This window comes from Mesorhizobium japonicum MAFF 303099, assembly GCF_000009625.1.
GTDB classification, from domain to species: domain Bacteria; phylum Pseudomonadota; class Alphaproteobacteria; order Rhizobiales; family Rhizobiaceae; genus Mesorhizobium; species Mesorhizobium japonicum.
The window spans coordinates 1,759,166-1,773,263 of sequence record NC_002678.2; the positions used below are offsets into that span (position 1 = coordinate 1,759,166).

A 14,098-nucleotide genomic window follows, 5' to 3' on the forward strand; every position below is an offset into this window, starting at 1 on the left:
TAGCAGAGAAAAATTCAGGCGGCCGCGTCACCCGCTGCCGGATTGCAGGCGGCATCGGCGCAGCATTCGTCGGCCAGGAAGCCGATCAGATCGTTCATCATCGGATAGTTGGCGCGGCAGATCAGCGTCGTCGCCTGCCGCTCCTGGCTGACCAGCCCGGTCAGGATCAGCCGGTGCAGATGGTGCGACAGCGTCGAGGCGGCGATGCCGAGGCTCTCTTGCAGGAAGCCGACCGGCCGGCCAGCCTCGCCGGCCCGAACCAGGATACGATAAAGGTTCAAGCGCGTCGGATTGCCGAGCGCCTCCAATTGCTTCGCCGCTTGTTCGAGTTTCATGGAAATAGCATGCGGCCAGCGACAGGAGCCGTCAAGTCCTATTTCGATATTTTTCGAAATAGCCTCAGACGACCCGCTTGCCGCTTGCGTCGACGACGACTTCGCCGTCCTCCTTGGTGAACGGGCCGATGTCGGGATTGGGCAGGATATCGAGCACCGCTTCGGACGGCCGGGCCAGCACGACGCCGAGCGGCGTTACCACGATCGGCCGGTTGATCAGGATCGGATGCGCCAGCATGAAATCGAGGATCTCGTCGTCGCTCCATTTGGGATCGCCAAGGCCGAGCTCCGCATAGGGCGTGCCCTTCTCGCGCAGCAATTGGCGCGGCGTCATCGCCATCGCCTCGAGCAATTCGACGAGCCTGGCGCGCGACGGCGGCGTCTTCAGATATTCGATCACCTGCGGCTCCTCGCCGGATTGGCGGATGATCGCCAGCGTGTTGCGCGACGTGCCGCAATCGGGGTTGTGATAGATGGTGATGGTCATTGCGCGGCTTTCATCTCAGTGAGGGTCTTGGGTTCGGCCAGCAGCCATCCGGCCAAGGCGAGCGCCAGCAGCGCCCCCGCCAGTTCCGCCGCTATGAAGGCCGGCACATCGGAGGGCCGGATGCCGGCAAACGTGTTGGAGGAGGCACGCGCGATGGCCACCGCCGGATTGGCGAAGGAGGTCGAGGCCGTGAACCAATAGGCTGCGGTGATGTAGAGCCCGACCAGCCAGGGGATGGCATCGCTGCGGAAGCGCAAGCCGGCAAGGATGGTGAAGACCAGGCCGAAACTCGCGACCAGTTCGGCCAGCCACTGCCCCTGCCCGCTGCGCACCGTCGCCGAAACCTCCAGCAAGGGCAGCTCGAACATGGCATGCGCGACCAGCGTGCCGGCGAGGCCGCCGAGAATCTGGACCGTGATGTAGCCCAGCACGGCCAGCCAGCCAATGTCGCGCCGCAGCCCGAAAACCAGCGTGACGGCCGGATTGAAATGCGCGCCGGAAACCGGCCCCAGCGTGGTGATCAGCACCACCAGAATGGCGCCGGTGGGAATGGTGTTGCCGAGCAGCGAAAGCGCGACATCGCCGGTCAGCCGGCTGGCCATGATGCCGGAGCCGACCACCGTGGCGACCAGCATGGCGGTACCCAGCGCTTCGGCTGCGAGACGGCGGCGAAGATCGGTCATGTCAAGCTCAACATTTGCAGGTCACGGCCTGGAGGATCGGCTGGCAAAGCTCCGGCGCGCCATTGCAGCAATCCTCCATCAGATAGGCCAGCAGATCGCGGAACCCGGTCATGTCGGCCGTGTAGCGGATGCTGCGCCCGTCGCGTTCGGCATGCACCAGCCCGGCCTGGCCGAGGATCTTCAGATGCGCCGACATGGTGTTCTGCACCGTGCTGAGCCGCGTCGCGATCTCGCCTGCCGGCACGCCCTTGGCCCCGGCCCGCACCAGCAGCCGGAACACTTCCAGCCTGGTTTCCTGGCCGAGTGCTGCGAGCGCCTGCAGTGCTGTTGCCTTGTCCATCAATCCACATATCCAGATGTATGGATTAATGGCAGCGAACCATGACAACGCTGTGACAGTGGCGGCTCGCGGGTTTCGGACCGAATGCGAAAACGCCTTGCCATCGTAACGCTGTTCGCACGCGTCCTGCGCGAAGACGAGAAGCGGCGTCCTAACCCAGCCCGCCGCTGCCCTTCGAAGCCTCACCCCCAGCGCATCGTGCCGACAAAATCGATGAACGCCCTGAGCGGTGCCGGCGTGAGGCGGCGGCCGGGATAGTAGAGGAACGGGCCGGAAAATTCCTGCCACCAGGGCTCGAGCACCGGCTCCAGCCGGCCATCGTCGAAATAGGGGCGCAGCCAGTCCTCGAACAGCGAGACGATGCCGCCGCCGGCGACCGCCACTTCGAGCGCAAGCGCCATCGCCGTGCCGGTGCTGACCAGCAGCGGGCCGGTCGGCTCGACGCTCACCACCTCGCCATCGCGTTCGAACTCCCAGGGCGGCGTCAGGCCGCTGGCGAAGCGGCCGCGCAGGCAGGCGTGATGCAGCAGGTCGCGCGGATGCTCGGGCCGGCCATGCCGGTCGAGATAGGCCGGCGCGGCGGCCGTGGCGTAGTGCTGCCGGCGCGGGCCGATCGGGACGGCGATCATGTCCTGCTCCAGCCGCTCTTCATAGCGGATGCCGGCATCGCAGCCGCTCGCCAATATGTCGACGAAACTGTCCTCGGCGGTCACTTCCACGCGAATGTCGGGATAGGCGGCGAGGAAAGGCGGCAACAGCCGCGGCAGCACCAGCTTCGCCGCGACGACCGGCACGTTGAGCCGCAGCGTGCCGGCAGGGCGGCCACGAAAGCCGTTGACCACGTCGAGCGCCGCCTCGACTTCGTCGAGCGCCGGGCCGAGCCGCTCGAGCAGCCGGGCGCCGGCCTCGGTGGGCGCGACGCTGCGCGTGGTGCGGTTGAGCAGCCGCACGCCGAGCCCGGTCTCCAGCCGCCGTACCGTCTCCGAGAGGCTCGAGGCGCTGACATTGCCCACCCGTGCCGCTTCGCGAAAGCCGCCGGCGCGCGCCACCGCCACGAACGCCTGTAGGTCGCCAAGATCCGCTGCCATTGTTCGCCCTTCCGTACAGGCTGTGCCGATTGCGCCATATTATCGCGCAGGCGCGCTTTGTCTACATTGGGCCGATCCAAAGGAGATGAGACCATGACCGACATCAGCAAGGCCGGAACCTTCAAGCTCGGTGACCGCACCGTGAAGCGCCTCGGCTACGGCGCCATGCAACTGGCAGGACCGGGCGTCTTCGGCCCGCCGAAGGACCGCGACGCGGCGCTCGCCGTGCTGCGTGAGGCGATCGCCAGCGGCGTCGACCACATCGACACATCGGATTTCTATGGCCCGCACGTCACCAACCAGATCATCCGCGAGGCGCTGCACCCCTACCCCGCCAACCTCACCATCGTCACCAAGGTCAGCGCCCGGCGCGGCGCCGATGCATCCTGGATTCCAGCAATGTCGCCCAAGGAGCTGACCGAGGCCGTGCACGATAATCTGCGCAATCTCGGGCTTGATGTGATCGAGGTCGTCAACCTGCGCTCCATGCATGGCATCCACGGCCCCGCCGAAGGATCGCTCGAGCCGCAGTTGAACACGCTCGCCGAATTGCAGCGCCAGGGCCTCATCCGCCATATCGGCATGAGCAACGTCACATCGACCCAGATCGCCCAGGGACGCAGCATCGCCGATATTGTCTGCGTACAGAACCAGTACAATATCGCGCACCGCGACGACGACGCGCTCATCGACGCGCTTGCCGCCGACGGCATCGCCTATGTGCCGTTCTTCCCGCTCGGCGGCTTCACGCCGCTGCAGTCGGACACGCTGGCCAATGTCGCCCGGAAACTCGGCGCGACCCCGATGCAGGTGGCGCTCGCCTGGCTGCTACGCCGCGCGCCCAACATCCTGCTCATCCCCGGCACCTCTTCGGTCGGCCATCTCCGCGAGAACCTGGCAGCGGCCGAACTCGACCTGCCGGCCGACGCGCTCGCCGTGCTGAACGGCATAGCGGACGAGAAGGCCGCCGCCTGAGACTTCCAGCAATATTCCCTGCCGGGGTGGAAACGTCCTCCCCGGCAGTGCCCACACCCCAAGCTCTCTCGGCTTCACAAAGCGCGTTGACGGCTCGGGTCAAAACATTTATAGAACCATTTAGTTCCAGAACTAATTGGTTCCATAATGACTGCTGAGCTCTCCCTCGACGACACATTCGCCGCCCTCGCCGATCCGACGCGCCGGGCGATCCTGGCTCGGCTGCTCGAGGGTGAGGCCTCGGTTGCCGAGCTGGCGCAACCCTTCGCGCTCACCGTTCGCGCGGTCTCCAAACATGTCGGCGTGCTGGAGCAGGCCGGCCTCGTCACCCGCAGCCGGGCGGCGCAAAAACATCTCAGCCGCATCGAGCTCAGACCACTCCGCGACATCGACCGTTGGCTCGATGACTACCGCAAGCTGTGGGAAGGCCGCTTCGACCGCATGGAGGACCTGTTGCGGCGCGGCGCGGACAGGCCGGAATGAGCGCGCCCGCCGACCGCAGCTTTGCCATCGAGCGGATCTTCAACGCGCCGGTCGAACGCGTCTTCCGGCTGTGGACCGATCCGCTTCTGGTGGCGCAGTGGTGGGGCATCAGGGACTGCACCATTCCCCTTTGCGTGCTCGACGTGCGCGTCGGCGGCCGCTGGCGCATCGACATGCTGACCGCGGGCGGCGCGCTCTATCGCAACCAGGGCAGTTACCTCGAAGTCGTCGAGAACGTCAGGCTGAGCTACCGCGACGAACCGGATCCTGAAATCCGCGAATGGGCCGGCAAGCCGCCGGGCCGGAGCCGGCACACAGTGAGCTTCACGGCCAGCGGCGCGCGCACCCATGTCCATTTCGAGGTGACGTTGGCGACCGCCGCCGACCGCGAACGCCTGCTGGCGCTCGGCATGCGCGGCGGCTGGATGCAGAGCTTCGACCGGCTGGAACAGTTGATAGGCAAGGGAGCCGACCATGCTGGCTGAGAACGCCAAGCCGACCACGCAAGCCGTGCTGTCGCGGGATGGAACAGCGATCGCCTGCGAACGGCGCGGCCAGGGCCATCCGCTCATCCTCGTCGACGGCGCGCTCTGCTCGCGTGCCATGGGTCCGAGCGGCCCGCTGGCCAAGGCGCTGGAAGGCGGTTTCACCGTGTTCCGCTATGACCGCCGTGGCCGTGGCGACAGCGGCGACACCGCGCCCTACACGGTCGAGCGCGAGGTCGATGACATCGAGGCCGTGCTGCGGGCGGCCGGCGGCGAAGCCTATGTCTGGGGCATGTCTTCCGGCGCCATGCTGGCGCTGATGGCGGCAGTCCGCCTGCCCGGCATCAGGAGGCTCGCGCTCTACGAAGCGCCGCTGATCGTCGACAACAGCCGCGCGACCACGCAAGGCGACTGGGCAACGATCCGGCAAGCCATCGCCGACGACAGGCGCGGCGACGCCGTCAGCGCCTTCCTCAAATCGGTCGGCATGCCCGGCCTGCTGATCGCGGTCATGAAGCTGACGCCGATCTGGCGCAAGCTCAAGGCAGTGGCGCATACGTTGCCTTATGACGGCGCCATCGTCGCCGGCGACCAGCTCGGCAAGCCGCTGGACCCCGCCCGGTGGACCGCGCTCGGCGTGCCGACCCTGGTGACCGATGGCGGAAAAAGCCCGCCCTGGATGCGCCATGGCAACAAGGCGTTGGCGCAGGCGCTGCCCAATGCGCGCTACCAGACGCTGGCCGGCCAGAACCACATGCTGAAACCAGCCGCGCATGCGCCGGTGCTGACGGCGTTTTTCAACGGGCGGGATTGAGCGACCAGCCGCTTCGGCGCAGTGGTGTTGCGGCTTGCGGAGCCGTCGCGGCCCGTGCCATCTGTCTGATACAACCACCCGATCCGGATGAGCATGGCATCGCGACCACCCCCCGCCGGCAGGCCCGGCAAGCCGCCCGGCGTCAGCCTCAACCGCGCGCTGTCGAAACTCGGCCTGTGCTCGCGCACGCAGGCCGAGCTGCTGATCGCGGAAGGGCGTGTGCGCGTCGGCGGCAAGGTGGTGCGCGATGCCGCGCTGCGCGTCGACCTGAACCGCGACCGCATCGTCGTCGACGGCGAGCCTGTCATTGCCGAGCGCAAGGTCTATGTCATGCTCAACAAGCCGCGCGGGCTGGTCACCACCCGCGACGACCCGCAGCAGCGCGACACCGTCTATGCCTGCCTCGAAGGGCTCGATTTGCCCTTCGTCTCGCCGGTCGGCCGCCTCGACAAGGCGAGCGAAGGCCTGCTGCTGATGACCAACGACACGCATTTCGCCAACCGACTGATGGACCCGGCCTCGCATCTGCCCAAGACCTATCATGTGCAGGTCGGCACGGTGCCTGACGAAGCGATGCTGGAGACGCTGCGCGCGGGCGTAAGTGTCGACGGCGAGACGCTGACCGCCAATTCGATCGTGCTTTTGCGCAGCGGCGGCCGCACCGCCTGGCTGGAGATCGTGCTCGACGAGGGCCGCAACCGCCACATCCGCCGCCTGCTCGCCGCGCACGGCATCGAGGTCAAGCGCCTCATCCGCATCGCCATCGGCCGGCTGCCGCTGGGCGACCTTGCCAAGGGCACGGCGCGGCATTTGACGCCGGAGGAACTGGCGCTGCTGGGCGGCTGAGCGAGCGTCCCGATGGCGTTTACGTCAGCGACGGTCGCAGTGGACCAAACTGAGAGATCAACCTTATCCCAGGCGGAGCAGCTATTACATCCGGAATGCGGTTCACCATGCAGGATGCTGAGGTGTGTACGCCATCGGCGCGGTCGATCCGGATTTTGGATGATGGCCTTCCATCAACGGCCCACGTCATGTTTTCGGACTCGCCCTCCGCAAGGAGACGCAGTTCAATGTGCGCGCTTGCCGTAGGCCCTTCTACGGTTTCGACCAACGCGATGATCCGAAGACCGAGCGAGATGCCGGGCTCCAAAAACCTATTGAGGATACGACACCACATCGGTTGATTGGAAAGTACTGGCTCGCGCCGCTCGGTTACGTTTTTGATGGTAAAGCCAAGCGCATGCATCACGTGCGCCGGTACGCCTTTATACAGCTCTCCTAATTGGCCGGGCACCTTGGTCACTTTTTCCAAAAACTCGGCTTGCGTCATGTCTACGCCATAGGCACGCATCATGCGTTCGTTCGCCAGCTCTGCGTTGGTCAAGCTGCGATGCGTGAGCGAGCGAAGCTCGGTGCACGGCCCCGCAATCAGCATTCCCGCCCAGATGCGGGAGAAGTCCCAAATGCCAGTCCCGGTGAATGTAACGCCGTTCCGCTTGGCCAAGGCATCAATCTTTTCGGCCAAGGAGGGATCGGCGCCTTGCGGAAAATAGGACTCTGAGCCGTGGCAGATGACATTGATGCCGGCTCCCAAAAGGCGTTGATAAGCGGCAAAGTTGAGGCTCAGCCTCTCGGTTTGCACAACCAACGCGATGTCCGCATCCAAAGTCGCGTAGTCGGCGGTTTCGCAGTCCTGGACGACGACGCCCAAGTCTTCGTTCAGCCCGGCGAGCCGCCCTAAATCCTCACCGATCTTGGGACCTGCCCGGTTCACCGCCGCAACGATTGGCCAGCCCTTTTTTACGAGAATGCGCACAGCCTCCATTCCATAGTACCCGACGCCGTAGATCATGACCTTGGGCCTGAGACGTGCCGGGGCTTTTGCGGCGGTGCCGTGGACGACGCTCATCAAAGGGCCTTGGCGGATGAACTCGGACGAGAAGGCTTGCACGCCTTATGCTGCATCATGCCGTCAACGTCTGCTGTTTTTACGAACCGCGCATCGAAAGGGGGCTCTATCGTACCATAGGACTATGGAGCCTCGCTCAGCAGCGTCGAGAACCTTATCGCCGCTCTGTGTGAGGCCATGAAAGACGTAGCCGTCGAATTCAGCCACGTTCTCTCGCACAGCATCCCAAACCACCTTTCGCCTGACGGAACTTGTACCCGTCGTCACGAGAAGGCGCAGTGAGGCAGGACGTAGTCCATCGGTCACGATCGGTAGCCAGTATTTGCATGGTATATTAGCAAATGTTAAATTAAAGACTGGAACCGCGATTGGTATGCGGCTCGCGACCATTCCGGCGATCGCTCGCCGCCGTGGAGAAACTGGTAACCAGAAACCGGAACACGGGAGGATGAAATGACTTTCAAGCATTGTCTGCTGGCCGTCGTTTTCACGTCACTCTGCATGGGATCTGCTCAGGCCCAGTCTGCGAAAGAAGCCATCGAAGCCGCTAATGCCGACTTCGTGAAGGCGTACAACAGCAAGGATGCGGCCGGGGTTGCCTCGAAATACATGGATGATGCGGCCGCATTCCCACCGGACATGGCGCGGGTCGACGGCCGCCAGAATATCCAGAAGCTGTGGCAGGGCGCGATGGATATGGGCATATCGGAGCTCAAGCTCACGACGCTTGATGTCCAGGAAAGCGGAGATTTTGCGTTCGAGTCCGGGAGTTTCTCCCTCAAGGCGCCGGGCAAGGATTCGAAGCTGGTGGATGCCGCCGGGAAGTATGTCGTGGTCTGGAGGAAGGGTCAGGACGGAGGCTGGAAGCTCTACCGGGATATATGGAACTCCGACCCCGCGAAATGACTCCGCATGCAGCCATCCCCGCCTGCGGATGGTGCTCGCAAGCGACTGATCTGGCTGTAGGCCTGAACGCGGGGAATAATGGCGATAAGGGTGATCGGTACGGGCTTTGGCCGGACAGGAACGGACTCGATGCGCGAGGCGCTGACGATCCTTGGCTTCGGCCCCTGTCACCACATGTCCGAAGTCATGGGCAATGAAGACCAGAAGCGGCTTTGGCGTGCGCTGGCGAAGGGCGCGGCACCAGACTGGAATCAGCTGTTCGCGGGCTACGCGTCCTGCATCGACTGGCCCTCGGCGCACTATTGGCGTGATCTGATTGAGTTCTATCCGAAGGCCCGGGTCATCCTGACATACCGCTCCCCGGAAAGCTGGTGGGCAAGCTTCGAGAAAACGATACTCGCGGGTATCAGCCAGAGCACAGATCAGGAATCGCTGGGTCTTGCCTTGATCTCCAGGCAAGTCTTCGACGGCCGGCCGCACGATCGCGCCAATGCCATCGCCGTCTACGAGGCCAACGTAAGGGCGGTCATTGCGACAGTGCCGCCTAGTCGGCTGCTGGTCCACAATCTCGGAGATGGGTGGAAGCCGCTCTGCCTGCATCTCGATGTGCCGGTGCCGGACAAGCCCTATCCCAATCGCAACACCACCAAGGACTTTCAGTCGGCTCTTGCACAGAACTAGTTGCCGTCTGCAAGGGGCGCGTTAGCGGACATTCCGTACGGCGACCGTTGCACGTTTAATTAGCCACAATGTTAACGAATGAGAGCCGCCTGATCCGCGCCCGCGAAAGATTTTCGCCGCCGTACCGATGATTTCCACCCACCCGCGCTGTCTTCACCTATAGGCGCCGGAATTGTCCGGGCCGGAAAAAAGCGAGGTGATCCATGGGATCGTTGCAAGGTCAAAATGTCGTCGTGGTCGGAGGCAGCCGGGGTGTCGGCCGCTCGATCGTGGAAGCTGCGCTCGGCGAAGGCGCAAATGTGCTTGCCGTCGCCCGCGGCGCCGAAGCCCTGAAGGAGCTCGCCTGGGAGGCGTCTGGAGTCAGGACGCTGGCCGCCGACGCCACGCAGGACGTAGCACCGGATAGGGTGTTCGCCGCGCTGCAGCCGGATGTGCTGGTGATCTGCGCCGGCGCCTTCGCTCCGTCGGCCTGCATCCAGGACCAGAGCTGGGACGATTTTTCGGCGAATTGGGAGACGGACGTGAAGGCGTCGTTCCTGTTCTGCAGGGCCGCGCTGCAGGGCCGGTTGAAGCCGGGCAGCCGCGTGGTGCTGATCTCCAGCGGCGCGGCATTCAGCGGCGGACCGCCGAACTCCGGCGGCTATTCCGGCGCCAAGCAAATGCAGATGTTCCTTGCCGCCCACAGCCAAAAAGAGGCCGACCGGCTTGGCCTTGGCCTGCGCTTCATGGCGCTGGCGCCGATGCGCATCATGGCCGGCACCGGCGTCGGCCAGCGCGGCATTTCGAGCATCTCCGCCTATCTCGGCATCAGCCCGGCGGATTTCCTGGCCAGCCTGAGCGATGTGCAGACGCCCGCCGATGTCGGACGCGCCGTGGTGGCGCTCGCCGGCGGCAAGGTGCCAGGCATCGCCTTCACGGTGAGCGGCAGCGGTCTTGCCGCGGCGGCATGAGGCGCGCAGGATGCGAGGCGAACTCCGCATGGCAGGCTCGACATGACAGACGCTCCCGGCCCGCTTGAGCCGCTGGGCTCGACAGGCGGGCCGATCCTCGATCGGCCTGCCTTCGAGCGCCTGACGACGACCCATCGCCGTGCCCTGAAGCTCCACTGCTACCGGATGATGGGTTCGCTGCACGAGGCCGACGATCTCGTCCAAGAGACGTTCCTCAAGGCCTGGCGCGGCCGCGCGCAATTCGACGGGCGCGGCTCGCCGCGCGGCTGGCTCTACACGATCGCCACCAACGCCTGCCTCAACGCCATCAAGGCGCGGTCGTCGGCGCACCGTATCCTCGAAGAGCCCGCGCGGCCGCCGAGCGAAGGGCGCGCCGCCGCCGGGCTGGCCGCCGAACTCTCCTGGCTGGAGCCCTACCCCGACGCCGAGCTGCCGGACCTCATCGATGGCGAGCCTGGCCCAGATGCGCGCTACGAGACAAGCGAGGCCGTGCGGCTTGCCTTCGTCGCCGCCATCCAGCTGCTGCCGCCCAGGCAACGCGCATCCCTTTTGCTGTGCGACGTGCTGGGCTGGTCGGCGCTGGAGACCGCGCAATTGCTGGGCGGCTCGACCGCCTCGGTCAACAGCGCCTTGCAGCGGGCGCGCGCGACGCTTGGCGAGCGCTATCCGCAGGGTCGTCCCCAGCAGCGATCGCAGCCCAACCCGGAGGAAGGCGTGCTGCTCGAACGCTATATCAGCGCCTGGCAGGCCGCCAATCTCGACGGCTTCATCGCGCTGCTGCGCGAGGACGCCACCTACCACATGCCGCCATGGCGCGACTGGTATCGGGGTCGCCCGGCGATCCACGGTTTCTTCAAAACCGTGTGGGGCAATTTCGCCGGCTATCGCGCCGTGGCGACACGGGCCAACGGCCAGCCCGCCGTGGCGATCTACGCACGGCGCCATCAGGAGCCGGAATGGCGCGCCCAGTCGCTGCATGTCATCGAGCCGGCCTATGGCGCCATCGCCTCACTCACGGTCTATGTCGCCCCGCTCGGCCCCGGCCTGTTCGCCGCGTTCGGCCTGCCGCCGGTCTGGTCCGGACCGCAAGCGTAGCCGTCGCCCACTTCTGCTGACAGAAAGCTGGCAGGAGGCCTGGCCTATAGAGCGGCCGGGAAGCCCGGCCGCGGCTTCAGCCATCAAGGAGCCAATAATGAATTTCGTCTCTGTCCGCATCATCACCTCGGATGTTCAGCGCCTCGTGCGCTTCTACGGCGAGATCACCGGCATGCCGGTGACGGTCTACACGGAGGACTTCGCGGAACTTGCGACACCTTCCTGCACGCTGGCGATCGGCAGCACGCGCACCTTGATGCTGTTCGGCGGCGACATCGCCCGGCCCGCCGACAACCACACGGCCATCCTTGAATTCCGCGTCGGCGACGTCGATGCCGAATTCATCAGGTTGTCGGACTTCATCAGGGATACGACCGTGCAGAAGCCGACCACCATGCCCTGGGGCAACCGCTCGCTGCTGTTCCGCGACCCCGACGGCAAAATGGTGAATTTCTTCACGCCGGTGACGGCGGAAGCGATCAGGAAGTTCGATAAGTAGCCGCCGCTACTTCTGGTTCCATTTGCGCACGACCGGCTCGCTGAGATCATGCTCGTAGCCGAGCACGCTGATGCTGGCCGTATCGAGCACGAACAGCGCGCCGCCTTCCGGCGGCAGGCCGAGCCAGCGGGCGGCGAGCACGCGCAGGAAATGCGCGCTGGAAAAGATCAGGATCGAGCCGCCGGCTTCGCGAAGCTGTCTGATGATCCTGTCGGCGCGGGCACCGACATCGGCAGCCATCTCGCCTTGCGGGCAGCCGTCGCGAAACACGTTCCAGCCTGGCCGCTCGGCCAGGATGTCCTTGGTGGTGCGCCCCTCATAGGCGCCGTAGTCCCATTCCTGCAGATCGTCGTTTCTGACGCTTGTCGCGCCAAAGCCGGCCAGCACGCTAGTGTTGTAGGCGCGCTGCGAGGGGCTCGACCACACCGCCGAGAACGACAGGCCCTTGAGCCGCTCCGCCACGCCCCGCGCCGCGGCCTCGCCCGCCGGCGTCAGCGGCATGTCGGTGCGGCCGGTATGCTGCCCCGAAAGGCTCCACGCCGTCTCGCCATGCCGGACCAGATGGATTTGCGGTAGCACGCTGCTCATGCGCTCGGCCTTTCGTTGATGTCGGGCCAAGCTTTAGCGGTCGGCGCAAGGGAGCGAAAGACCCGGCGACCGTGGCGGCACTCAAGCGCCGCTTCGCCACCTGCGTTTCGCAGCTTGGGTGGCGGCGGTCCTTGTGCATCACCGCTAGCTTACCAATCCGTAAGGTCCTTTGCCGACGAGTTTCACGAACCTGTCATGTCCACTCGCCTATCCTTGATCCATCGCGGGCTGCGAGACGAGGGACACTCCTATGAAAACACTATCTCTGACGTTGGCTGCGGGCACGCTGACGGCGGCATTGGCTGGCGCGCTTTCCAGCGCCATCGCCGCACCCTACAAGCACGTCCTGCTCATCAGCGTCGACGGGCTTCATGCGCTCGATCTGGCAAACTATGTCGCCGCAAATCCGAAAAGCTCGCTCGCCGCGCTCGCCGATACCGGGATTTTCTATCCGAATGCGCTCGCCAGCGCCCCGTCCGACTCGTTTCCTGGCCTTGTGGCACAGGTCACCGGCGGCACACCCAAATCGACGGGCGTATTCTACGACGACAGCTACGACCGCACTTATTTCGCGCCGGCCTCGGATTGCAAGGGCGAGCCGGGCGCCGAGGTGGCTTTCGCCGAGAACATCGACGTCGATTCGACGCGCCTTGATGGTGGCGGCAAGCCAGGCGATTACCGCAGCCAGATCGACCCGGCAAAGCTGCCGATGACGCTGATCAACGGCAAATGCTCGGTGGTCTATCCGCATGATTTCGTGCGGGTCAACAACGTCTTCGAAATCGTGAAAGCGCATGGCGGCCGCACGGCCTGGTCCGACAAGCACCCGGCCTATGAATGGCTGAACGGACCTTCGGGCAAAGGCGTCGACGACCTCTACGCATTGGAACAGGACAGCTTGATTCCCGGCACCAAGGTCAAGACGACGGGCAGCTTCAAGGCCGAGCGCGACTTCGATGAAGCGCGGGTCCAGGCGGTGATCAACGAGATCAAAGGCCTCGACAGCACCGGCTCGCATCCCGCCGCGGTTCCCACGCTTTTCGGCATGAATTTCCAGGCGGTGAGCGTGGGCCAGAAGCTTCCTAAGGCCGGTCCTGGCGATGAGGCTGGTCTGGTGGGCGGTTATCTGGATGCCAGCGGCACGCCTGGCAACGGTCTCGCCGGGCAGCTCGCCTATGTAGATGGCGCTGTCGGCGAACTGATGGCCGCACTCAAGGACAACAAACTCGCCAATTCGACCCTGATCATACTTGCCTCGAAGCATGGCCAGTCGCCCATCGACCCGGCGTCGTTCCAGCCACTGGACGACGATCCCTATACGAAGACACCGGGCTATGCCTTCCACATCGCCGACGACGCCGCGCTGATCTGGCTCAAACCGCAAGACAGGGTCAGAAACCTCGCGGCCGCGCAGGATTATCTCGAGAAATCGAGCAAGGCTGAAGGCATCGCCCAGATCCAGCCGCCGAATGCCCTTGCTCTCGCTTATCAGGATCCGGCCACCGACAGCCGTACGCCGGACTTCATAGCCACGGTCAATCCGGGCGTGGTCTACACATCCGGCTCGAAGATTGCCGAGCACGGTGGCGCCAATGTGAACGATCGCAACGTGGCGCTTCTCATCAGCGGTCCTTCGCTCAAGCCGAGGTCGGTGCCAGCTCTGGTGCAGACGACGCAGGTAGCTCCCACGATCCTGCGGGCTCTTGGCTATGACGCGAACGAACTCCAGGCTGTGAAGCTCGAAGGCACCCAGGAGCTGCCGGCGGCACCGTTCTAG

Annotated in this window: 18 protein-coding genes; 11 read left to right on the plus strand and 7 right to left on the minus strand. The window is 64.8% G+C overall.

Going from position 1 to position 14,098, the window contains the following annotated elements; genetic code table 11:
- Positions 1-14: 14 nt before the first annotated feature.
- The 5 genes from MAFF_RS09660 to MAFF_RS09680 all read right to left on the minus strand — a co-directional run bounded on the left by MAFF_RS09660 (position 15) and on the right by MAFF_RS09680 (position 2,933).
- Complete coding sequence (locus MAFF_RS09660) at positions 15-335, minus strand: ArsR/SmtB family transcription factor (RefSeq protein WP_010910714.1); 321 nt, start codon at positions 333-335, stop codon at positions 15-17.
- A 64-nt stretch (positions 336-399) separates the two neighbouring features.
- Positions 400-822, minus strand: a complete 423-nt coding sequence (gene arsC, locus MAFF_RS09665) for an arsenate reductase (glutaredoxin) (protein ID WP_010910715.1) — start codon at positions 820-822, stop codon at positions 400-402.
- Positions 819-1,505, minus strand: coding sequence for an aquaporin (locus MAFF_RS09670; RefSeq protein WP_010910716.1), 687 nt, complete (start codon positions 1,503-1,505; stop codon positions 819-821). The genes arsC and MAFF_RS09670 overlap by 4 nt, the downstream gene beginning before the upstream one ends.
- Positions 1,506-1,512: 7 nt before the next feature.
- Positions 1,513-1,845 (minus strand): ArsR/SmtB family transcription factor, encoded by a 333-nt coding sequence (locus MAFF_RS09675; protein ID WP_010910717.1) that lies wholly within the window; start codon positions 1,843-1,845, stop codon positions 1,513-1,515.
- A 182-nt stretch (positions 1,846-2,027) separates the two neighbouring features.
- A complete protein-coding gene (locus MAFF_RS09680; protein ID WP_010910718.1) occupies positions 2,028-2,933 on the minus strand; it encodes a LysR family transcriptional regulator in 906 nt (301 codons plus the stop codon).
- A gap of 93 nt (positions 2,934-3,026) precedes the next feature.
- On the opposite strand from MAFF_RS09680, the gene MAFF_RS09685 reads away from it, so the two are divergent.
- From MAFF_RS09685 to MAFF_RS09705, 5 genes are all read left to right on the plus strand, one after another.
- Entirely contained in the window at positions 3,027-3,908 is an 882-nt protein-coding gene (locus MAFF_RS09685; protein ID WP_010910719.1) for an aldo/keto reductase family oxidoreductase, read from the plus strand.
- 147 nt (positions 3,909-4,055) lie between these two features.
- Positions 4,056-4,391, plus strand: coding sequence for an ArsR/SmtB family transcription factor (locus MAFF_RS09690; RefSeq protein WP_010910720.1), 336 nt, complete (start codon positions 4,056-4,058; stop codon positions 4,389-4,391).
- The gene (locus MAFF_RS09695) at positions 4,388-4,876 is read left to right on the plus strand and encodes an SRPBCC family protein (protein ID WP_010910721.1); all 489 of its coding nucleotides are present in this window, start codon (positions 4,388-4,390) and stop codon (positions 4,874-4,876) included. Before MAFF_RS09690 ends, MAFF_RS09695 begins: the two co-directional genes overlap by 4 nt.
- A complete protein-coding gene (locus MAFF_RS09700) occupies positions 4,866-5,690 on the plus strand; it encodes an alpha/beta fold hydrolase (protein WP_044548190.1) in 825 nt (274 codons plus the stop codon). The genes MAFF_RS09695 and MAFF_RS09700 overlap by 11 nt, the downstream gene beginning before the upstream one ends.
- 93 nt (positions 5,691-5,783) lie before the next feature.
- Positions 5,784-6,536 carry a pseudouridine synthase gene (locus MAFF_RS09705; RefSeq protein WP_010910723.1) on the plus strand — a complete coding sequence of 251 codons (753 nt, stop codon included), beginning with the start codon at positions 5,784-5,786 and terminating at the stop codon, positions 6,534-6,536.
- Positions 6,537-6,555: 19 nt separating this feature from the next.
- On the opposite strand, the gene MAFF_RS09710 is transcribed toward MAFF_RS09705, so the two are convergent.
- Entirely contained in the window at positions 6,556-7,602 is a 1,047-nt protein-coding gene (locus MAFF_RS09710; protein WP_044548192.1) for an NAD(P)H-dependent amine dehydrogenase family protein, read from the minus strand.
- A gap of 453 nt (positions 7,603-8,055) precedes the next feature.
- On the opposite strand from MAFF_RS09710, the gene MAFF_RS09715 reads away from it, so the two are divergent.
- From MAFF_RS09715 to MAFF_RS09735, 5 genes are all read left to right on the plus strand, one after another.
- On the plus strand, positions 8,056-8,508 hold the full coding sequence (locus tag MAFF_RS09715; RefSeq protein ID WP_010910725.1) for a YybH family protein: 453 nt from the start codon (positions 8,056-8,058) through the stop codon (positions 8,506-8,508).
- Between the two features lie 78 nt (positions 8,509-8,586).
- A complete protein-coding gene (locus MAFF_RS09720) occupies positions 8,587-9,189 on the plus strand; it encodes a sulfotransferase family protein (protein ID WP_010910726.1) in 603 nt (200 codons plus the stop codon).
- A 203-nt stretch (positions 9,190-9,392) separates the two neighbouring features.
- On the plus strand, positions 9,393-10,139 hold the full coding sequence (locus MAFF_RS09725; protein ID WP_010910727.1) for an SDR family NAD(P)-dependent oxidoreductase: 747 nt from the start codon (positions 9,393-9,395) through the stop codon (positions 10,137-10,139).
- Between the two features lie 42 nt (positions 10,140-10,181).
- Positions 10,182-11,234: a sigma-70 family RNA polymerase sigma factor gene (locus tag MAFF_RS09730; RefSeq protein ID WP_010910728.1), complete on the plus strand. Its 1,053-nt coding sequence runs from the start codon at positions 10,182-10,184 to the stop codon at positions 11,232-11,234.
- A 97-nt stretch (positions 11,235-11,331) separates the two neighbouring features.
- Positions 11,332-11,733, plus strand: coding sequence for a VOC family protein (locus tag MAFF_RS09735; RefSeq protein WP_010910729.1), 402 nt, complete (start codon positions 11,332-11,334; stop codon positions 11,731-11,733).
- Positions 11,734-11,739: 6 nt separating this feature from the next.
- Here MAFF_RS09735 and MAFF_RS09740 read toward each other — a convergent pair whose 3' ends face one another.
- Positions 11,740-12,321, minus strand: coding sequence for a histidine phosphatase family protein (locus MAFF_RS09740; protein ID WP_010910730.1), 582 nt, complete (start codon positions 12,319-12,321; stop codon positions 11,740-11,742).
- 250 nt (positions 12,322-12,571) lie between these two features.
- On the opposite strand from MAFF_RS09740, the gene MAFF_RS09745 reads away from it, so the two are divergent.
- On the plus strand, positions 12,572-14,098 hold the full coding sequence (locus MAFF_RS09745) for an alkaline phosphatase family protein (RefSeq protein WP_010910731.1): 1,527 nt from the start codon (positions 12,572-12,574) through the stop codon (positions 14,096-14,098).

Excerpts from the sequence above, each read along its gene's own strand:
- MAFF_RS09660 (WP_010910714.1), bottom strand. The coding sequence starts at position 335 with ATGAAACTCGAACAAGCGGCGAAGCAATTGGAGGCGCTCGGCAATCCG.
- arsC (WP_010910715.1), bottom strand. The coding sequence starts at position 822 with ATGACCATCACCATCTATCACAACCCCGATTGCGGCACGTCGCGCAAC.
- MAFF_RS09670 (WP_010910716.1), bottom strand. The coding sequence starts at position 1,505 with ATGACCGATCTTCGCCGCCGTCTCGCAGCCGAAGCGCTGGGTACCGCC.
- MAFF_RS09675 (WP_010910717.1), bottom strand. The coding sequence starts at position 1,845 with ATGGACAAGGCAACAGCACTGCAGGCGCTCGCAGCACTCGGCCAGGAA.
- MAFF_RS09680 (WP_010910718.1), bottom strand. The coding sequence starts at position 2,933 with ATGGCAGCGGATCTTGGCGACCTACAGGCGTTCGTGGCGGTGGCGCGC.
- MAFF_RS09685 (WP_010910719.1), top strand. The coding sequence starts at position 3,027 with ATGACCGACATCAGCAAGGCCGGAACCTTCAAGCTCGGTGACCGCACC.
- MAFF_RS09690 (WP_010910720.1), top strand. The coding sequence starts at position 4,056 with ATGACTGCTGAGCTCTCCCTCGACGACACATTCGCCGCCCTCGCCGAT.
- MAFF_RS09695 (WP_010910721.1), top strand. The coding sequence starts at position 4,388 with ATGAGCGCGCCCGCCGACCGCAGCTTTGCCATCGAGCGGATCTTCAAC.
- MAFF_RS09700 (WP_044548190.1), top strand. The coding sequence starts at position 4,866 with ATGCTGGCTGAGAACGCCAAGCCGACCACGCAAGCCGTGCTGTCGCGG.
- MAFF_RS09705 (WP_010910723.1), top strand. The coding sequence starts at position 5,784 with ATGGCATCGCGACCACCCCCCGCCGGCAGGCCCGGCAAGCCGCCCGGC.
- MAFF_RS09710 (WP_044548192.1), bottom strand. The coding sequence starts at position 7,602 with ATGAGCGTCGTCCACGGCACCGCCGCAAAAGCCCCGGCACGTCTCAGG.
- MAFF_RS09715 (WP_010910725.1), top strand. The coding sequence starts at position 8,056 with ATGACTTTCAAGCATTGTCTGCTGGCCGTCGTTTTCACGTCACTCTGC.
- MAFF_RS09720 (WP_010910726.1), top strand. The coding sequence starts at position 8,587 with ATGGCGATAAGGGTGATCGGTACGGGCTTTGGCCGGACAGGAACGGAC.
- MAFF_RS09725 (WP_010910727.1), top strand. The coding sequence starts at position 9,393 with ATGGGATCGTTGCAAGGTCAAAATGTCGTCGTGGTCGGAGGCAGCCGG.
- MAFF_RS09730 (WP_010910728.1), top strand. The coding sequence starts at position 10,182 with ATGACAGACGCTCCCGGCCCGCTTGAGCCGCTGGGCTCGACAGGCGGG.
- MAFF_RS09735 (WP_010910729.1), top strand. The coding sequence starts at position 11,332 with ATGAATTTCGTCTCTGTCCGCATCATCACCTCGGATGTTCAGCGCCTC.
- MAFF_RS09740 (WP_010910730.1), bottom strand. The coding sequence starts at position 12,321 with ATGAGCAGCGTGCTACCGCAAATCCATCTGGTCCGGCATGGCGAGACG.
- MAFF_RS09745 (WP_010910731.1), top strand. The coding sequence starts at position 12,572 with ATGAAAACACTATCTCTGACGTTGGCTGCGGGCACGCTGACGGCGGCA.